The sequence below is a fragment of the Alysiella sp. genome, from assembly GCF_030525755.1.
GTDB lineage: Bacteria > Pseudomonadota > Gammaproteobacteria > Burkholderiales > Neisseriaceae > Simonsiella.
The window spans coordinates 1-18,098 of sequence record NZ_JAUNEC010000013.1 but is presented as its reverse complement, the minus strand read 5'-3'; the positions used below and the strand labels follow the sequence as shown (position 1 = coordinate 18,098).

General features: G+C 39.6%; 16 protein-coding genes. 14 read left to right on the top strand and 2 right to left on the bottom strand.

The features are described from left to right. The first annotated feature begins 88 nt into the window (after positions 1-88). The 14 genes from Q4B82_RS04055 (at position 89) to Q4B82_RS03990 (ending at position 13,412) form a co-directional block, all read left to right on the top strand. Entirely contained in the window at positions 89-1,096 is a 1,008-nt protein-coding gene (locus Q4B82_RS04055) for a hypothetical protein (RefSeq protein WP_303065145.1), read from the top strand. A gap of 191 nt (positions 1,097-1,287) precedes the next feature. Beyond that, entirely contained in the window at positions 1,288-2,949 is a 1,662-nt protein-coding gene (locus Q4B82_RS04050; RefSeq protein WP_303065144.1) for an AMP-binding protein, read from the top strand. A gap of 210 nt (positions 2,950-3,159) precedes the next feature. After that, positions 3,160-4,953 (top strand): translation elongation factor 4, encoded by a 1,794-nt coding sequence (lepA, locus tag Q4B82_RS04045; protein ID WP_303065160.1) that lies wholly within the window; start codon positions 3,160-3,162, stop codon positions 4,951-4,953. 386 nt (positions 4,954-5,339) lie between these two features. Continuing rightward, positions 5,340-5,591: a hypothetical protein gene (locus Q4B82_RS04040; RefSeq protein ID WP_303065143.1), complete on the top strand. Its 252-nt coding sequence runs from the start codon at positions 5,340-5,342 to the stop codon at positions 5,589-5,591. 175 nt (positions 5,592-5,766) lie between these two features. Then, positions 5,767-7,122, top strand: a complete 1,356-nt coding sequence (locus tag Q4B82_RS04035) for a replication initiation factor domain-containing protein (protein ID WP_303065142.1) — start codon at positions 5,767-5,769, stop codon at positions 7,120-7,122. Between the two features lie 26 nt (positions 7,123-7,148). Further along, complete coding sequence (locus Q4B82_RS04030) at positions 7,149-7,469, top strand: hypothetical protein (RefSeq protein WP_303065140.1); 321 nt, start codon at positions 7,149-7,151, stop codon at positions 7,467-7,469. A 3-nt stretch (positions 7,470-7,472) separates the two neighbouring features. Then, complete coding sequence (locus tag Q4B82_RS04025; RefSeq protein WP_303065139.1) at positions 7,473-7,661, top strand: hypothetical protein; 189 nt, start codon at positions 7,473-7,475, stop codon at positions 7,659-7,661. Positions 7,662-7,935: 274 nt separating this feature from the next. Then, entirely contained in the window at positions 7,936-8,115 is a 180-nt protein-coding gene (locus Q4B82_RS04020; protein WP_368501328.1) for a major capsid protein, read from the top strand. Positions 8,116-8,129: 14 nt separating this feature from the next. Then, positions 8,130-8,441, top strand: coding sequence for a hypothetical protein (locus tag Q4B82_RS04015; RefSeq protein WP_303065138.1), 312 nt, complete (start codon positions 8,130-8,132; stop codon positions 8,439-8,441). 120 nt (positions 8,442-8,561) lie between these two features. Next, positions 8,562-8,864: a hypothetical protein gene (locus Q4B82_RS04010; RefSeq protein ID WP_303065137.1), complete on the top strand. Its 303-nt coding sequence runs from the start codon at positions 8,562-8,564 to the stop codon at positions 8,862-8,864. Continuing rightward, on the top strand, positions 8,861-10,294 hold the full coding sequence (locus Q4B82_RS04005) for an IgG-binding virulence factor TspB family protein (RefSeq protein WP_303065136.1): 1,434 nt from the start codon (positions 8,861-8,863) through the stop codon (positions 10,292-10,294). Before Q4B82_RS04010 ends, Q4B82_RS04005 begins: the two co-directional genes overlap by 4 nt. A 370-nt stretch (positions 10,295-10,664) precedes the next feature. Continuing rightward, positions 10,665-10,961, top strand: a complete 297-nt coding sequence (locus Q4B82_RS04000; protein WP_303065135.1) for a DUF2523 domain-containing protein — start codon at positions 10,665-10,667, stop codon at positions 10,959-10,961. Between the two features lie 61 nt (positions 10,962-11,022). Continuing rightward, positions 11,023-12,204, top strand: a complete 1,182-nt coding sequence (locus Q4B82_RS03995) for a zonular occludens toxin domain-containing protein (protein ID WP_303065134.1) — start codon at positions 11,023-11,025, stop codon at positions 12,202-12,204. Positions 12,205-12,431: 227 nt separating this feature from the next. Continuing rightward, entirely contained in the window at positions 12,432-13,412 is a 981-nt protein-coding gene (locus Q4B82_RS03990; protein WP_303065133.1) for an IS110 family transposase, read from the top strand. A gap of 186 nt (positions 13,413-13,598) precedes the next feature. Here Q4B82_RS03990 and Q4B82_RS03985 read toward each other — a convergent pair whose 3' ends face one another. Both Q4B82_RS03985 and Q4B82_RS03980 read right to left on the bottom strand, forming a co-directional pair. Continuing rightward, a complete protein-coding gene (locus Q4B82_RS03985) occupies positions 13,599-16,340 on the bottom strand; it encodes a DEAD/DEAH box helicase family protein (protein WP_303065132.1) in 2,742 nt (913 codons plus the stop codon). 2 nt (positions 16,341-16,342) lie between these two features. After that, positions 16,343-18,098 (bottom strand): site-specific DNA-methyltransferase (locus Q4B82_RS03980; RefSeq protein ID WP_303065131.1); only part of this gene is annotated, 1,756 nt, incomplete at its 5' end.

Here is an 18,098-nt window from a genome sequence, read left to right as displayed (position 1 = left end):
TTCATTTCATGTTATAATGATTAAGATAATGGTGTTTAAACTAAAAGGTGTAATATTGTGAACAATCAACAATCTTGAAAACCCTTTTGTGGATTTTTCGCGATTAAAAGCACAAAATCGTCAAGATGGATTAAGTGGTTTTATGCGTTTACGCAATGAAGCCGAATTTCTTGCTCAATCTATTGAGAGTTGGTTGCCTTTATTGGACGAATTGGTAATTGTTTACAATAATTGCCAAGACAATACGGGCGAAATTGCTGCAAAATATGCACAACGATTTCCAGAAAAAATCAAAGTTTTTCATTACATTCCGATAGTTTATCCGCAAGGCAGCGAACAATATAAAAAATTGGCTAGCGATGATGTGCACAGTTTGGTGCATTACTATAATTTTGCTTTAAATCAAACTACAAAAAAATGGGCGATTAAAATTGATGGTGATTTGATTTTGTCATCTGAAAAAGTGCCTGTTTTAAGACAATATTACCAGGATTTAAGCCAAAATTATCCCAATGATGTTTTGCCTGTATCGGGCATCAATTTAATCGATCACCATAAGCAACTTTTTGTTTCTACCAGCTCGCCATATTGTGGATTACATGGTGATTTATGTTTATTTAGGGTAGACGAAGACAGTTTTTTTATCAAAACAACCGAAACCGAACACTTGGATTTGAGCAAGCGTCATAAGCGAAAAAATGTCTTTGCATACTATCATTTGAAATTCATGAAAAATGATTTTGGTGTAGGTAATTATGAGCTAAAACAAAACCGTCATTCCGTTTATTTGCCTAAAACCATTGTTTTTTTAATGAAATTGCATTTGTTACCTTTACAAAACATTTTGTTTGAAACACAGATGCCAGATGTGGATTTGGCTTATTTTGGTTTAAATCGCACGCGTGATTATCAGAAAGAAGCAATGTCCTATTTGGAACAACAATTTGATTTATTTCCTTTGGCATTATTGACAGCAGAATTGGACGCTTATGAACAACGAATGCAACAACAAGAATACATAAACAGAAAAAATAAACGATGGCAAAACAGATTGAAAAGGCAATTTAAAAAATGGATGAATTGGAAATTAAAGTGATGATATTGGATTGAGAATATTAATAAAAGGCTGCCTGAAAGTTGGGATTTCTTTAAACACACAACTTTTCAGGCAGCGTATTTCATTCATTTTTCCGTTATAATGGTTACATTATTTACCCCAATTTTGTTAAAGCCAATGGCTTTCAGGCAGCCTAAATAAATGCTTGGCATACAAAAATAAGGAACATCATGGAAAAACCTTGGTTAAGCAGCTATGAAAATGGTGTGGTGCATGAAATTGACATCACACGCTATCAATCGGTGTACGATGTATTTTGCCAAAGTGCAAAAAAATACCACAATCGTACGGCTTTTCACAGCATGGGCAAGGATTTGAGTTACGCCGAAACACATGATTTGGCACAACAATTTGCCTCTTATCTACAAAATGTATTGCAACTGCCACGCGGTTCACGCGTTGCCATTATGATGCCCAATTTATTGCAATATCCGATTGCGGTATTTGGCATTTTGCAGGCAGGCATGGTGGTGGTAAACACCAATCCACTTTATACGCCACGCGAATTGGCACATCAGCTGAAAGACAGCGGCGCAACAGTGATTGTGGTTTTGGAAAATTTTGCCAATACTTTGGAATTGGTGTTGCCGAAAACTGATGTTCAACACGTTGTGGTTGCTAGTGTGGGTGAAATGTTTGGTGCATTAAAAGGCACAATCATGAACTTTGTGCTGCGTCATGTGAAAAAAGCCGTTCCCCATTACCGCATTTCAGGCAGCATCACGTTCAAACAAGCTCTAACGCAAGGTGCAAAACATCGTTTTCAAGAAGTCAATTTAACACGTGAAGATTTGGCGTTTTTGCAATACACAGGTGGCACAACAGGCGTGGCAAAAGGTGCAATGCTCACGCATGGCAACATTTGCGCCAATATGTTACAAGCAGAAGAATGGATTAAAAATAAATTGGTTTTGGGTGGTGAAACCGTGATTGCTGCTTTACCGCTTTATCACATTTTCGCGTTGACTGTGAATTTACTGGTTTTCACAGACGTGGGTGCGGCCAGCATTTTGATTGCTAATCCGCGTGATTTAGACGGGTTCATTAAAGAATTAAATAAACACCCATTCAGCGTTTTTATTGGCTTAAATACCTTATTTAATGGCTTAATGAACAAACCCGCATTCAGGCAGCTTAATTTTGCCACATTAAAATTAACGGTAGGTGGTGGTATGGCAACACAACAAGCTGTTGCTGAACGTTGGTTTGAAACAACGGGTACCCCCATTATTGAAGCTTATGGTTTAACTGAAGCCAGCCCTGGCGTTTGTGTCAATCCCTTAAATATCGGTGCTTATTCAGCTGGTATCGGTTTGCCCATTCCGAGCACAGAAGTGCAGTTGCGTGATGCCAATGGCGGTTTGGCAGCTGTTGGGGAAGCAGGTGAATTGTGGATACGCGGGCCGCAAGTGATGCGTGGCTATTGGCAACGTCCTGATGAAACCGCCAAAGTCATAGACCAAGACGGTTGGTTGGCAACAGGCGACATTGCCGTAATGGACGAAAAAGGTTGGCTGCGCTTGGTGGACAGAAAAAAAGATTTGATTGTGGTATCGGGTTTTAATGTGTATCCCAATGAAATTGAAGATGTGGTGGCACACCACCCCAAAGTGCATGAAGTTGCCTGTATTGGTGTAAAAAGTGATAAAACAGGCGAAGCATTGAAATTGTTTGTTGTTCCCAAAGACCACAGTTTAAGCAAAGATGAACTGATTGAGTTTTGTCGCACCCAGCTTACAGGTTATAAAGTACCGCGCGATATCGAATTTCGTGATGAACTACCCAAATCCAATGTTGGTAAAATCCTGCGCCGAGAATTGCGTAGCGACTGATGCGAAAAAAAACAATAAGATGATGTCTTGATGACAAAGATACTGTTACAACTTACCCCTAACTTGGGGTGCGAATATACAGGGCTGCCTGAAAAGCACAATCGGCTTTTCAGGCAGCCTTTTGATTTTCTGTTAAAATACGCCCATTTTATGTTCAGACACCTGAACCTCATTTTCCCCGATTATTTTTTCAATTTACACAATAAAATCATGAAAAACATCAGAAACTTCTCCATCATCGCCCACATTGACCACGGCAAATCCACACTTGCCGACCGATTTATCCAATATTGCGGCGGCTTGGATTTACGCGAAATGAGCTCTCAAGTCCTTGATTCTATGGACATTGAAAAAGAACGCGGCATCACGATTAAAGCGCAAACGGCTGCCTTAAACTACAAAGCCCGCAATGGCGAAACCTACCAACTCAACCTGATTGACACCCCTGGACACGTTGATTTTTCATACGAAGTGTCGCGTTCACTTTCCGCTTGCGAAGGCGCGTTGCTGGTGGTGGACGCATCGCAAGGCGTGGAAGCACAAACCGTTGCCAACTGCTACACCGCCATTGATTTGGGCGTGGAAGTTGTCCCCATTTTAAACAAAATTGATTTGCCCGCCGCCGACCCTGAGCGCGTTGCCCAAGAAATTGAAGACATCATCGGCATAGACGCGGTGGGTGCAGTAACCTGTTCCGCCAAAAGCGGCTTGGGCGTGGAAGACGTGTTGGAAGAGATTGTCGCCAAAATCCCCGCGCCCGAAGGCGATGAAAACGCGCCTTTGCAAGCCGTGATTATTGATTCGTGGTTTGACAATTATGTGGGCGTGGTCATGTTAATCCGCGTGAAAAACGGCACGATTAAATTGAAAGACAAAGTCCGTTTCATGTCCACGCTGGCTGAAACGCAGGTGGAGCAACTGGGCGTGTTCACACCCAAATCCGTACAAAAACAACAACTTTCCGCTGGCGAAGTGGGTTTTTTGATTACGGGCGTGAAAGAATTGGGACAAGCCAAAGTAGGCGATACCGTTACTTTGGTACAAAATCCAGCCACCGAACCGCTCGCAGGTTTCAAAGAAGTGCAAAGCCAAGTTTTTGCAGGACTTTATCCTGTGGAAAGCCACGATTACGAAGCCTTGCGCGATGCGCTGGAAAAATTGCAACTGAACGATGCCAGCCTGAAATTTGAACCCGAAGTGTCGCAAGCATTGGGATTTGGTTTCCGTTGTGGATTTTTGGGTTTGTTGCATTTGGAAATCGTGCAAGAGCGTTTGGAACGCGAATTTGACATGGATTTGATTACCACCGCGCCAACGGTGGTTTATGAAGTGATTTTGAAAAATGGCGAAAAAATTGAAGTGGAAAATCCGTCCAAACTGCCCGACATCGGCACGATAGACACGATTTTAGAACCCATTATTACCGCCACAATCCTTGTGCCACAAGATTATGTGGGCAATGTGATGACCTTGTGCAACCAAAAACGCGGCGTGCAACGCAATATGCAATATCTCGGTCGCCAAGTCATGCTGACTTACGATTTGCCGATGAATGAAGTGGTGATGGATTTCTTTGACAAGCTCAAATCCACATCACGCGGTTATGCGTCATTGGACTATGAATTTAAAGAATTTCAGCCATCGGATTTGGTCAAATTGGACATCATGGTCAATGGCGACAAAGTGGACGCATTGAGTTTGATTGTGCATCGCCAAACATCGGTGCATCGCGGACGCGAATTGGCGAGCAAAATGCGCGAACTGATTCCGCGCCAAATGTTTGACATTGCGGTTCAGGCAGCCATTGGCGGACAAATCATCGCGCGTGAAAACGTGAAAGCCTTGCGCAAAAACGTCTTGGCAAAATGTTATGGCGGCGACATCACGCGCAAGAAAAAATTGTTGGAAAAACAAAAAGCGGGTAAAAAACGCATGAAACAAGTGGGCAATGTGGAAATCCCACAAAGCGCGTTTTTGGCGATTTTGGAGATTGGGGATAAGTGATTTTTTGAATTTTCAGGCAGCCTTGTATATTCGCGCCCCAAGTTAGGGGGTAAATTGTAACAGTATCTTTGTCATCAAGACATCATCTCAAACACAAGGCTTAATCGCCCCTAACTGAAATCCATACCGATTTTAAAGTTAGGGGCTTTAATTATGTCATCAAATTTCAACTTATCCAGTGAAGATAGACTTAGACACGTCATTATCTTTCCATCAGAAAATGATTTATTCAACATCACTTTTTTTCACAAACCAGCAGACTGGTCTTCTCTTAAAGAATTCGCATCAATTTCTGGTGTCTCATACCCACTCGATGACGAATTGAACAGATGTATCACACTATTTCTTGATAAAGGCTTCTTCAATTATAAAGGTGTGTTTGTACCATGAACATCGATTTATCCGTCATGGTCAAACGCAGACCAGATACCCAAACCTACAAACTTGATTTGCTGCTCATCAAAAACAACCTACCCGACATAAGTGAACACCACATCTGTCAAACATTAGCAGAAGTGCTACAAAAAACAGCAGCATTTGAAGCAAAACACCTTCCCTTGTTTGATAACGCCATTGAATACCAAAAAGTAAACTGGCGAGAACTCGCAAAACAAGACCATGCAAGGAATAAAAAATGATTAATTCAATTGGCATAAAGGGCATAGCCGCCACAGGCGGCAAGACAGCGCACTGCGTGGCGTGCCGACTGGGGCGGCTAGCCCCCCTAGGCTAAAAGGGGGGGACGAAAAAACCCCTACCCAAATCCCAAAGCTGGGGACAAATGACGAATAAATTTTCTTTGGTACAAAAATAATGACAATCAATTTCCAAGATTACATTTACTTTAATCAAGCCATAACCGTTAAGGGAAAGATTGTAGAAATTCCTTTGCGTAAAGGTCGAGAAGATGCTGCATTCATCGATTATTTAACTTTCTCAATAGGTAAATCGAGCATACACAGCATGATGCAAGACCATGAAGTTTTATTGGGTGCAGACGATGAGACCTACATTCAATATTTCAGTCAAAAATTACAAGACATTTTTGGTTTTGCCATAACAAGCAAAAGAAAAGGCAAAGGCAAATTCTTCTATCAATCCTATTACCAACTCGGACCCGATAACGTCAATTACGGTACCGTTCATATCGGTGGTCAAAGAGACACCATTTTGGTGGATTTAAACGCAATTGGCTGTCAAGCAGCCAAACCCGACTGGGAAAACCGACTTTATGTTTTTCTCACATTGGCAAACCGTCCAAAAATCACACGTTGCGATGTCGCACATGATTTCTTTAATGGTGAATACACCCCAGAGAAAGCGTTACATGACCATGTGAAAGGAAAATTTAATGTCAAAAACATGACACCAAAAGCAGAAACGCGCGGTACATCGTGGATTAAAGAAGATGGTACAGGCAAAACCGTGTACATCGGCAGACGCGGTTCAGCCAAATTAACCCGCGTTTATGAAAAAGGCAAACAATTAGGCGATGAAAACAGCTTATGGGTGCGTTATGAAACCGAATTCAGAGCCAATGATGCCATTGTACCTTTGGATATTTTAATTAAATCAGGTCAATATTTAACAGGTGCCTACCCAATTGGACAAGAATTGTTTCAAACCGAAGCTAAACGCATTGAAGCATCAGACAAGAAACTGCAACTGAACTTTGATGAAAAACTCCTACATGCCAAGAACCAAGTAGGTCGTATGGTGCGTTTACTCAATGATTTAGGTTGGACACATGAACAAATCGTACAAGCCCTAATTGGCGATGAGAACAAATATCCAAAAGGTCTACAACCTGCTGAATACGATTGTACCAGCCAAGATGTTGTTTATATTCATGAAGAACAACATCAAATAATCATAGAGCCACTCGACCAATTGGCTCAATTGTATGAAACCATTCATCAAATCTGTGAAATACCTGAACAATCTCAATTAAGGCTGCCTGAACATACAGAATTGATTAAACAATTCAAAAACGATTTAAGGCAATGGAAAAAAGCCTATGAAAACTTATCCGTTGCCCCCGTATTCTCTGAAGCAAAAATAACAGAGCAGGAACATTTTGATTTCATGTTCATCAAATACGGCGCACTATTTTATGACAGCAGTCTGACTGCCATCAGAAAAATCATCAACTTCAACAAACCCGTTTAAACAACTCAAACACAAGGAAAAACATCATGTTGGATTTTAAATCACAAGCACAACTCGTTTATGAAGAACGCATCATCATGGGCATCACGCGTTATAAAGGCGAAGTAGAAGGCAACAAAATAGACAGTTGCAGCGTACTTGTTGCCATGCCACTGGACATCAGCAAAGGCAACGCATTGGGTTTCTCGGTTGTCAAAATTCCTTATGGCGATTCGTCCAATTTTGACAAATTTCAACGCATCGAATTTCCAGCAACCATGCAATGCGCATTTCAATCGGTGGCAACAGGTTCAGGTAAAGAAAAAACCATTTTAAGAGACATGAAGCCTGTTCAACAGAAAGGTTAAATAATGCAAGTCAAATACATTGTACAGGATTTGGAGACATTCGAATTTCTGTACCCACATGAAAATGGCGATGTCGGTTACACACCACTCATTAAACTAGCAGGGCACTTTGAAGAAATAGAAGATGCAATGCAAGCGGGTCAAGACATGGGCGTGCCGTTTACCATTTTTACTTTCTATTTACCGAAATAAATAAAGGAAACATCATGAATTTCAGTTTTATGCAACTTGGCATTGCTTTTGTGGTTTGTTTAATGCTCTTCTTGGCATCAATGGCATACCTGTTCTTATAGGCTGCCTGAAAGTATTAAAAGCCCAATAAACCAAATCACAATTTAACGTGTATGGGGCATCCGCGTTAAATCCCCCTAATTTCAGATGCCCTATTTTTATTTGGAGAGAAATCATGAAAATGATTAAAAAACCTGAAAAAATGCAAAACAACAAGTACGTAGTAGGGGCAGGCATGCTCTTACTGGCAGCATCAGCAAATGCAGGTCCATTAGATGAAATTGGAACAAAAGTCGCAGAGGCAATTAGTGCATTTATCGGCGTGGTAACTGCAATTGGTATGGCAGCCATTACCGTAATTGTTGCCATTCAAGGCTTCAAGTTGGCTTGGGGCATGATTAAAACCATTAAATAATGGGGTAAGGGCAGATGGGTTATAGAGTTGGCTTTCAATGCGTGCAAACACAGTTGGATGCAGATGATTTAATTCTGTCTGCCCAACAACCACAAATAACATCTGATGGAAAAATTATTCGTCCTGTTCGGGTAGATGACGGTTGGTATTTAAACAACAGCAAAATACAGTTAAGTTATCCAAAATGCGATATTGAAACGCAAATTAAAGATGGCGTGATGCTCGGCACAGGTTTACTGCTGATTGCGGTGGTGGTCTTTGGCGTTCGCCAATTGTACAGATTGGTTTATGGTTTAACTCAAGTGGGAACGTCTGATGATAATTGATTTTTGGTTTTTGTATGGCTTGGGTGTGATGATTTTGATTATGTTTGTTTTACTGTGGTAGTTGTGGTAATTTAGGTCTTTTTTTGCGGCAAAGGCTGCGGAAAGGGCTTGAAAATGAACGTGTTAAAAGTTTTATTTAATTATTTTGGATATGGTTCATTTTTTTATTTCGTATTGGTTTATTTGGGTTTAATTGAACGGAAATTGATTACTCTTGCATTTTTTATTTTGTTTTTTATCATATATGGAATTTATAAACACTTCTTTAAAATGCAAAATAATCAGAATAAGCCAGATGCAGATTTAAATTCATCACCTGTTTATCCTCCTATTTCCCCTAATCCTCCTGATTTGAATTCTGCTCAATTCAATGAATTTATTAAATCAAGAGAAAAGGAAAAAATGAAAGTGTATAGGGAATGAAAAAATTATTGCTTTTTGTTTTATTTTTTCTCAATTTTAATATTTATGCTTTGGCAAATTCAAGTCAATCATCTCGTACATATACGCCAACTTTCAGACATTGGTATAAGCCATTTTACAACTCTGCTAATTTTAGAGAGAAGATTGCTTACAATATTTATAAAGGTATGGACGTTAGTAATAATAATGGACCAAAGTATGCATCGACAAGTACAGCATCCTCGCAGTTTAGGGGTTCTACTGGTGCAACTTCATCGGGTACTGTAAGCGGTACAGTAACAAAAACCATCCCCAAACAAACCGTTTTCCAAAAAGTCTTCCAAAACGGCAAAAATGCAGCAGTCGCAGCACGCAAACTAGGCACAAGAGCCCTACCTTTCGCAGGTTGGGCATTAACTGCCTATGAAATTTATGACTTTTTAGCTCGCAAAGAAGGCTATGATATTGAGTGTGAAGAAGGTCTGTGTAGGGCTGTTAATGGTACTGTTGTGGTTTTTAATACAAAAAATGCGACAAGTTTAGTAGAAGGCCGCACTTATACATATGCCGAATTTCAAAAATGGTGTAATCAAAATTCGTGTTTTAATCCTACTTTCGTTGACAATCCTACATATGAGCAGTTAAATGAAATCAAGATGAGCAAGTGTTCAGGTGTTCAGGTAGGAGGTAAACAGGCGGACAGAATTAATGAACATCGCTGGTGCACACGTGATGGTTATTATGGTGGCAACATAGGCGTTGGTGCCTATCGCATTTCAGATACAGTTCCTTTCACAGAAGAAGAATTTAATCGTGTGGCTGAAGCTGCAGCTGATGCAGCCATTGAAAAGTGGATAGAAGCAACAGGGGGTAATCTTGAATGGTCAGAACCCAAAATCCACATACTGGCAGGACAAGTTGCTCAATCAGACCCTTATACCAATCCCACAACAAACCAGCCAGAGCAGGCAAAATGGAAATTCTCAAATGACGCACAAGGCAACACAATCGTGGAAGAAACCATCATACCGCGCCCAGACCTCAAACCCAACAGCCCCGAAGCCCCCAAAGTAGAAACACCCACAACAACAGACACACCAACAAACAATGACCCCAAACGTCAAACAACAGAAACCCAAGACCTCTGTGAAAAAAATCCCGACATACTCGCCTGCGACAAACAACCCGAAGCACCTACTGCTTCTGCACCTTTGTCTATCCCAGAAGAAACTATTGATTTAAGCTTCCAACCAGATAGCATTTTTCCTACAGATGGCGTATGTCCTGCTCCCGTCTCATTTCAAATTTCCATTCCCTTTTCAGGCAGCAAGACCTTTGCCTTTGACACAGCACCAATGTGTGATACAGCAAATCGTCTTCGTGGTTTTGTGATTGCCCTAGCGTGGTTGGCTGCAACTTCAATTGCCTTATTTGCCGTCAGAAACACCTGATTTCTTCACGGAGCTGTAAGGCTGTCAAGGGGGAAGTTTTGTAAAGATTTAGGGCTTGCAAATTTAAGAGTTAAAGTCAGCTATCTTGAAGCCCTAAATCTTTATGAATACCCCCTTGACAGACTGGAAGCGACCCCACACTCTGCCGTAAGGGCAAGGTGGTAAGGCGCGGGTTTTTGCGCCGTTCCCCCTTGCCCGCGCGGCGTCGCAAGTGAGACTGGGGGGCGTGGGGGGCTAGACCCCCACAAACCGAACATGACCAGTAACCTAGATACTTGATAAATAATTTAACTTAAAAATCAATTTTTAAGTTAAATTATTTATCAAGTATCGGCAAATTATTAAAGGTAAATTTAAAAGGAAACCATTTATGAAATTTCTTGCAGCATTAATCCCTTCACTCTTAAATGGGCTAAAAACCCTGATTGGACAAGTACTAATTGCATTAGGCATTACGGCTGTAACTTACAAAGGATTGGAACATGTAGTATCTGGTTTCAAAACACAAATCACAGCCAATATCAATATCTTACCCAATGAACTTCTACAACTCTTTTATATTGCAGGGGGTGGTGTTGCACTCAATATTCTATTAGGCGCATTCACGTTTTACATCTCGTTGCAAGGCATGACCAAAATTACATCACGAATAGGTAAAAAGACCTAGACAACACAGATACCCATATAAATCAAGCAAAACATTAAAACTCAATAATGAGAGAACAGTCATGGCAGAAATCGTACTCATCACAGGCAAACCAGGCGCAGGCAAAACCGCACATATGGTTCATTTAATGCTCACAGACCCCATTTTTAAAGACCAAAGCGGTAACTTGAGAAAAGTATTCAGCAACATCAAAGAACTGCAACTGCCACACATTCAAGTCAGCAGCATTCAATCAGAACAAGCATACAGTACCGATGAGCAACTCAGCTTCCATGACTGTTATCAATGGATTAAAAAAGAAGAAAATTTAGGCAGCATAATCATCATTGACGAAGTACAAGATGTTTACCCAGCACGCAGTAACGGCAGCAAGGTTCCTGAAAACGTCTCATGGCTCAATACACACAGACACTTGGGTGTCGACATCTTCATACTGACACAAGACCCCAAAGACATAGACAGTCGCGTTCGCAATCTCGTAGGTAAGCATTACCACATTGCAAAAAATAAGCTAGGTATGCGTACACTACTAGAATGGAAGTACTGCGCAAACAATCCGCTCACACAATCAAAAGATGCATTAGCCAAAATACACAAAATAAATGACAAAGTTAAGGATTTATATAAATCAGCAGAAATTCACACACAAAACCACAACAAACGCAGCAAATGGGTCTTTGTGTTGCCGATTACCATTTTACTTATACCAATAATGTTCTACATGAGTTACACATTACTGAAAAATATGGGAAAAGACACAACAGAACAAGCAGCGCAAAACACAGAAACAATAAGCGCATCAGCACCCATAAGCATGAACATAGAGCAACAAATTGCTGCACAAAACGCCTTACAAAATCCACAGCAAAATCGCAGTTTAACCGCTGAAATGTTCATACCCACGCTTGCAGAGCGTCCAGAAAGCAAACCCATTTATGACAGCATACGACAAGTTAAACAATACGAACGCATAGCAGCATGTATAAAAGGTGGCAAAAGCGACTGTACTTGTTATTCAGACCAAGCAACGAAACTTCGTGAAATCACAAAAGAAATGTGCATTGAATACGCAGAGAATGGCTTACCGTTTGACCCTTTCAGAGATGAAACACAGCCAAATCAGCAAGTAAACACAAATGAGACTGTTGAAAACCACAAACAAACACAAATCGCTGTGATGGGTGGAGAAGTGAGACCAACACTCACACCAGATTATCCAGAAAATTTAAAAAATATTCAATAATTTATAAAACCATGTTATGATGATTAAGTCGTGTGATGTCGCAATAAGCAGCCTTGCTCGCAAGAGTGAAGCATTCTGAAAGATTGGCACACACGATTTTAATTTAGTTTGAATCATAACAGTATCATAAGCGATTGAATAATTAGCTTTTATAACAAGACTTGTTTTGTACTTGTTGTTATTTTGTATCAAATTATTTTATGACTGCTTATTTTTATTGAGAAATGATGACAAAAAAATACAAAATCTATTTAGGTATCGATATTTCAAAACTTTGGATTGATTTAGTTTTTAAACAAAATCAAAAATATCAATATCTTAAAATATCTAATAATGAAGTTGGCTTTCAACAGCTTTTAGACTTTATTCAAGAAAATCAATACAATATCAAAGAAATTCACGCTTGCTGTGAAGCAACAAATGTTTATTATCTTCCATTTTCCAACTTCTTAAATGCACACCAAATCGCAATCAGCGTAGTCAATCCCAGTATCATCAAAAGCTATGCAGAATACCATTTGCGTAGAGTGAAAACAGACAAACAAGATGCCAAATTGATTGCCGACTTCTGCGAACACGATAAACCCGAATTGTGGCAACCCAAAACAGAGCAACGCATTCAATTAACTAGCTTACACAGACGCACCAACCAGCTTACACAAATGCTTGTATCAGAAAAGCAACGTCTAGAAGTGGCAGATGAATACAGTCAATCATCAATACAAAGAACAATTGAATTTATTGAAACAGAGCTGGAAACGTGCAGAACGCAAATGCAGCAACTGATAGAAGAAAATCAAGAACTCAAACACAAGCAGAAAATACTTGAAAGCATAACGGGTATAGGTCGCACCACATCACAGATTTTATTACCCGTTCTGATAGACATAGACAAATTCCAAAATCATAAAAAACTCATCAGCTACTTGGGCTTATCGCCAATAATCAGGCAATCGGGCAAGCACAAAGGGAAAGAGCGTGTATCCAAAATGGGGGACAGCTCAATCAGAAAATCCTTGTATATGCCAGCTCGGTCTGCTTGTACGAGAAGTAAACTCTGGCGTTCGTGGTTTGATAAACAGATAGCGCGTGGCAAGCACGCGAAACAAGTTTATGTCATGATGATGACCAAGCTGATAAAATATGCTTACTACTGCATCAAGCATAATGAGATGTTTGATGAGAGTAAGCATAAAATAAATACATAAACAAAACAATGATTTATTATTTTTAGGTTTGACACCGAATACAGTATCTTTTTGTTAATTGGGCTGCCTGAATATGGTCGTAGAATGAAAAAGTACTACGGCATTACTCATTCTCTTATGTACTGTTCGCATACGGCGAGCATTGTTACCTTGTATTGCATTTTCATTTCTGCGACTGCATCAAGGTTATGAATACAGGTTCTGAAACTCAGCTGCAAATTCATGCTCAACATCTTGTTCACGAAAAAACGGTAAACCAATCAAACGATAATGTGGCGTTTCTTGCATCAGCCAATTTTCCTTGCCATATTTTTGTGTGAGTTGTGCCAAAAAATCCTGTTTCCATGCATCTTTTTCCAATAAGTGCTCGCCTTTGGGCTCAATGAAAATTTGGTAATGCAAAAAATCTTGCACGCTGCCTGAAACAGTTTTTTCTTTGTTTTTCAACAATAAAATAAAATCTGGCATAAAGCCTTCGCCATTTTGGAAATGGTGCAATTTCAGCACTTCTTCATTACGCAATAAATACACAACATCGTATTTGGCACGCAAATCTTGGATTTTTTCGGCAATGAATTGCAACAAATCTTCTTCCAAACCATTCCCGATAAAATTATCCAACACATACCAATCATGATTTTGCACGATTTCAGATTTGATTTTGCTTTTTTCTACCCATTTTTGTTTAGGCTTGCCAAACATATCCCACAATTTTTTGGGTGTGAAATGTTCTGTACCGATAAAAGGCGTGTCGCATTCATTTAAATGTACTGTCACTTTATCCAAAATTTTCAGGCAGCCTGCCAATTTATCATCTGGTGAAATGTGTTTATCTGCACCCAAATTCACAAATTCAATTTGCCAATTTTCCAGCAAATCTGCTTGTAATTCATCGCGGCTGGTAATACCCAATTTATCTTGTAAGTTTTTGAAATGGAAAAATGAATTTCCACTTTTGCCTTTAATATGTAATGCTTTGTCAAAGATGTGTTTTTCTATTTCAGGCAGCCTGAAAATTTGGCTATAACCACTTGTTGCCAATGTTTCACTTTTATCCAATGTTTTGTCTGCCACAAACAAGGTTTCACGCAAAGATTGGCGTGAATGGGCTGCGATTTTCATGCATATATTGGCAGCGCGTAAACTATTGGCATTATTTTGCTTTTTATGCGGATTGGCTTGCTTTTCATTGACCCAAATCAGCCAATTTTTGAAACTTTCATTTTCGGCAAATTGTGGTTTAATGGCGAATTTTTGCAACACTTTATCGTCATTTTCGGCGATGAACCCGTCTTTGCGTAATTCTGCTTTTAATAGGGAAAGATAACGCGACTGCTCATCATGCGTGTAGTAAAACAGCTCTTCCAACACACGCAATTCATGCTGGGTATCTGCATCAAATTTGCGTTTATTGGGTATTTTGTCTTCAAAAGCAAAAGGGTAATAACGCACACCACGCCCAATCAATTGTTTTTCCGCAACCGTTGGGACTTTATTTTTGCCCGATTTTGGGGGATTTGTGCCTTCGTAAAGCCGCACGATGTCAAACAAGTTCAGTACGTCCCAACCTTCGGTTAATTTATCTACCGTGAAGATGGCACGGATTGGGTTGTCTGCTGCCTCCAAACTGTTGAGCAATTTGTCTGTTTCTGCATCGGTAATTTCTTTGGTTTTGTTTTTATTGCTTTTGGAATTGGTGATAATAACCTGATATGCTTGATAATTTTGGCGTATCCAATCGGCAACGTGGCTGCCTGAAAACCTATCAGACATAAATGCCATAACTTGCTCGGTGCGCGATTTGCCTTGCTCGTTTTGTGTTTCGCTGTTTTTCAGGCTGCCTGAAATGTCTTTTATGAAATCAAAATCTTGCCCTGTCAAATTTTGTGTTAAACGCAAAAACCATTCAAAATCCTGCCACGATTCATCAATCGTTTTGCTGCGAAACAACATCACAGGTTTGAAATTGGCAATGTCGTATTTCAGCGCAATTTGGTGGCGATACCACGCAAACAGCAAAGCATGCAAAACCCGTTCTTTTTTGGCAAGCGTAGATGAGACCAAATTGATTTCTTTGGTAAAACCTGCTTGCAAAAAATCTTTTAAATCAAATTGGGCAATGATTTTATCGGTGTATTTTTGCTGTATGGCATCATGTTCAGGCAGCGTGGCGGTAAATTCCAGCAACACATTTTGGCTGGGTTTGCCATTTTTCTTTAAAATCAATTCTAAAACCATATGCTCCCAGCCTTTTCGTTCAATCTCTTTTTGACTGGATTTTTCGGTCAATTCTTTTTCCCAATCCAATTCTTCATTTTGACTGTCTTTTTTGGTTTGCGTGTTCAAATGATGTGCTTCATCGCCCAACATCACGATATTGAGTTTGTGCAAATCGGCGAGTGTGGTTTGGTTTTCGTGTTCCACAGGAATGTCGTTATACAGCTTTTGAATGCTGGTAAATTTGATTTCAATACCCTGCGGATTATTGCTAAACACATCTACTTTTTTAATCGGCACAACACGGTTGCCGTGCATGATTTTTTGTTGGAACAAAAATTTATTGTGTGATGCGTCCACAAAATTGTTTTCGGTTTTATCCACAATATTGTTTTGATTAACAAAAAACAGAAAATGCCGATAGCCTTTATCATAATAATACAAAATCAAAGCCGCCATCATCAGCGTTTTGCCCGCCCCCGTTGCCATGTTAAACAGCAAATGCGTGGGGTGGTTTTTGATGTCGGGGAACTCTTTGATTGATTTTAAATTTTCAAAAATCAAAAAATTTTCCAAAGCCGATTTCTGCCAATCAAACAAGGGAAATTTCAAATTAGCAGTAATAAAATTCGGAATGGCGAATTTGTCTGTATTACCGTCTTCCACATAAAATTGCTTGCGGTTTTCAATCACATCAAATAAAGTTTTCATGATTATTCCCCATAAAAATCATGGTTTAAGGCTTTGTCATTTTCATTCAGGCAGCCTGAAAATTGTGCATCGTCCATTTCAGAAAAATGCACATACATTTGATTTAAATCCAACATTTCCAGCACCATGCGTTTTTGTTCATCAAGTGGCATATTTTGAAATTCGGGTTCTGTCATGATTTTTTCGGCAAAATCGTTCACATTGACGTTGTATTTCAAGAAATATTTTTCGCACAATGTGTCAAACAGCGTTTTCAGGCTGCCTGAATTTTCGCAAGCCAAAATTTGCTGCTTGGCGGTTTCGTTGAATGGCGCAAGTTCTGCATAAACAAAATCGCCACCGCCTTGCCAATTTACGGCTTTGGAAATGCCTGTTTCATCGCCTTGAATGACGTTATTCAATCTTATTAATGAAAGCCCAATTTGGTTTTCAATTTGTTCCATACCAATGTATTGACGACCCATTTTGTGGGCAACGGCACAAGTTGTACCGCTCCCCAAATGGAAATCCAAAACAAGGTCATTGGGTTTGCTGGCACAATCCAAAATGATTTTTAAAAGTTGCTCTGGTTTTTTGCCATTGGCAAGATGAACGCCACCTTCTTGTGCCACGCCACCTGTGGTTACGATTTTGAACCAAATGTCGCCAAAGAATGTGGTCGAATTGATTTCGGCAAATGCCAATTCAATGCGTGCTGTTTCGGTTTCTCTGTTGAAATTGGTTAAGATGAGTTTTAAATCACCGCTTTTATTGCTTAATGATTGAATGGGTTGATAAAAAGTCAAATCAAGGGCTTTTTTTTGCAGTGCCTTATTGGGTTTTGAAGCCACAATCCGATACGCATTTGCCCATTTCCAATCTAAAATGGCTTGTTCATTTATTTGTTTATCATTTAATTTTTCATTGGTGATTTGCGCTGCATGATGGACTTTCCAATCATCAATGATTTTTTTTTCATTCACTTTAATCCATTCAGTTAATGAAGTGAGCGATAATGCAGAAAGCATCTTATTTAATTCAGTTTGATTTTTTTCTTCAATTAATTCAATGATTTTCTCAAATTTTTCCCATGTTAATTCAGGGATAAATATATTGTATTCTGTGTCCCATTTTGCTTTTGCTTGTTTGGGAATGCTTAATTTGATTTGTCTTTTGTCTTTGGCATACAGCAAAATGTATTCTTTTAATTTGGGAAATTTTTTGCCTTTAATGGCATGATTGATTTTATTGCCCGAAGCGTTGCTCATTTCGGCAATAATGGTATTGATGAAATGTTCACGCCCAAAAATTTCGTCCATTAAGATTTTCAAATACGCCTGTTCATTGTCATCGCATTGCACAAAAATTACGCCATCATCAGCCAGTAATTCGCGCGCAATTTCCAGCCGATTTTTCATAAAAGTCAGCCAAGTGGAATGATTGAATTTGTCGTTGTATTTAAAGCCGTCATTGCCCGTATTGTAGGGCGGGTCAATGTATATTAATTTGATTTTATTGAGTAATTTTTTATCAATCAGAAAGCGTAAAGAATGCAAGGCAAGCAAATTATTGCCTTTCATAATCAGATTTTCGGCAAGTGTGCCGTCTGGGTGGCGTTTCAGGCTGCCTGAAACGGGTTGTGTGCCATTTGGGTTGTGGCGTGTGAAGTTGCAGAGTGCTTTTTTGTCAAACAGGCGGTCTATCTCGTCAAAAGCAAGCACTTGATTAAAGAAGATTTCTTTTCTTTTTGTGGTCAATTTAGTGTATAATTGGCTGGCT

Excerpts from the sequence above, each read along its gene's own strand:
- Q4B82_RS04050 (WP_303065144.1), top strand. The coding sequence starts at position 1,288 with ATGGAAAAACCTTGGTTAAGCAGCTATGAAAATGGTGTGGTGCATGAA.
- Q4B82_RS04030 (WP_303065140.1), top strand. The coding sequence starts at position 7,149 with ATGTTGGATTTTAAATCACAAGCACAACTCGTTTATGAAGAACGCATC.
- Q4B82_RS03995 (WP_303065134.1), top strand. The coding sequence starts at position 11,023 with ATGGCAGAAATCGTACTCATCACAGGCAAACCAGGCGCAGGCAAAACC.
- Q4B82_RS04020 (WP_368501328.1), top strand. The coding sequence starts at position 7,936 with ATGCTCTTACTGGCAGCATCAGCAAATGCAGGTCCATTAGATGAAATT.
- Q4B82_RS04000 (WP_303065135.1), top strand. The coding sequence starts at position 10,665 with ATGAAATTTCTTGCAGCATTAATCCCTTCACTCTTAAATGGGCTAAAA.
- Q4B82_RS03990 (WP_303065133.1), top strand. The coding sequence starts at position 12,432 with ATGACAAAAAAATACAAAATCTATTTAGGTATCGATATTTCAAAACTT.
- lepA (WP_303065160.1), top strand. The coding sequence starts at position 3,160 with ATGAAAAACATCAGAAACTTCTCCATCATCGCCCACATTGACCACGGC.
- Q4B82_RS03985 (WP_303065132.1), bottom strand. The coding sequence starts at position 16,340 with ATGAAAACTTTATTTGATGTGATTGAAAACCGCAAGCAATTTTATGTG.
- Q4B82_RS04015 (WP_303065138.1), top strand. The coding sequence starts at position 8,130 with ATGGGTTATAGAGTTGGCTTTCAATGCGTGCAAACACAGTTGGATGCA.
- Q4B82_RS04005 (WP_303065136.1), top strand. The coding sequence starts at position 8,861 with ATGAAAAAATTATTGCTTTTTGTTTTATTTTTTCTCAATTTTAATATT.
- Q4B82_RS04040 (WP_303065143.1), top strand. The coding sequence starts at position 5,340 with ATGAACATCGATTTATCCGTCATGGTCAAACGCAGACCAGATACCCAA.
- Q4B82_RS04025 (WP_303065139.1), top strand. The coding sequence starts at position 7,473 with ATGCAAGTCAAATACATTGTACAGGATTTGGAGACATTCGAATTTCTG.
- Q4B82_RS04035 (WP_303065142.1), top strand. The coding sequence starts at position 5,767 with ATGACAATCAATTTCCAAGATTACATTTACTTTAATCAAGCCATAACC.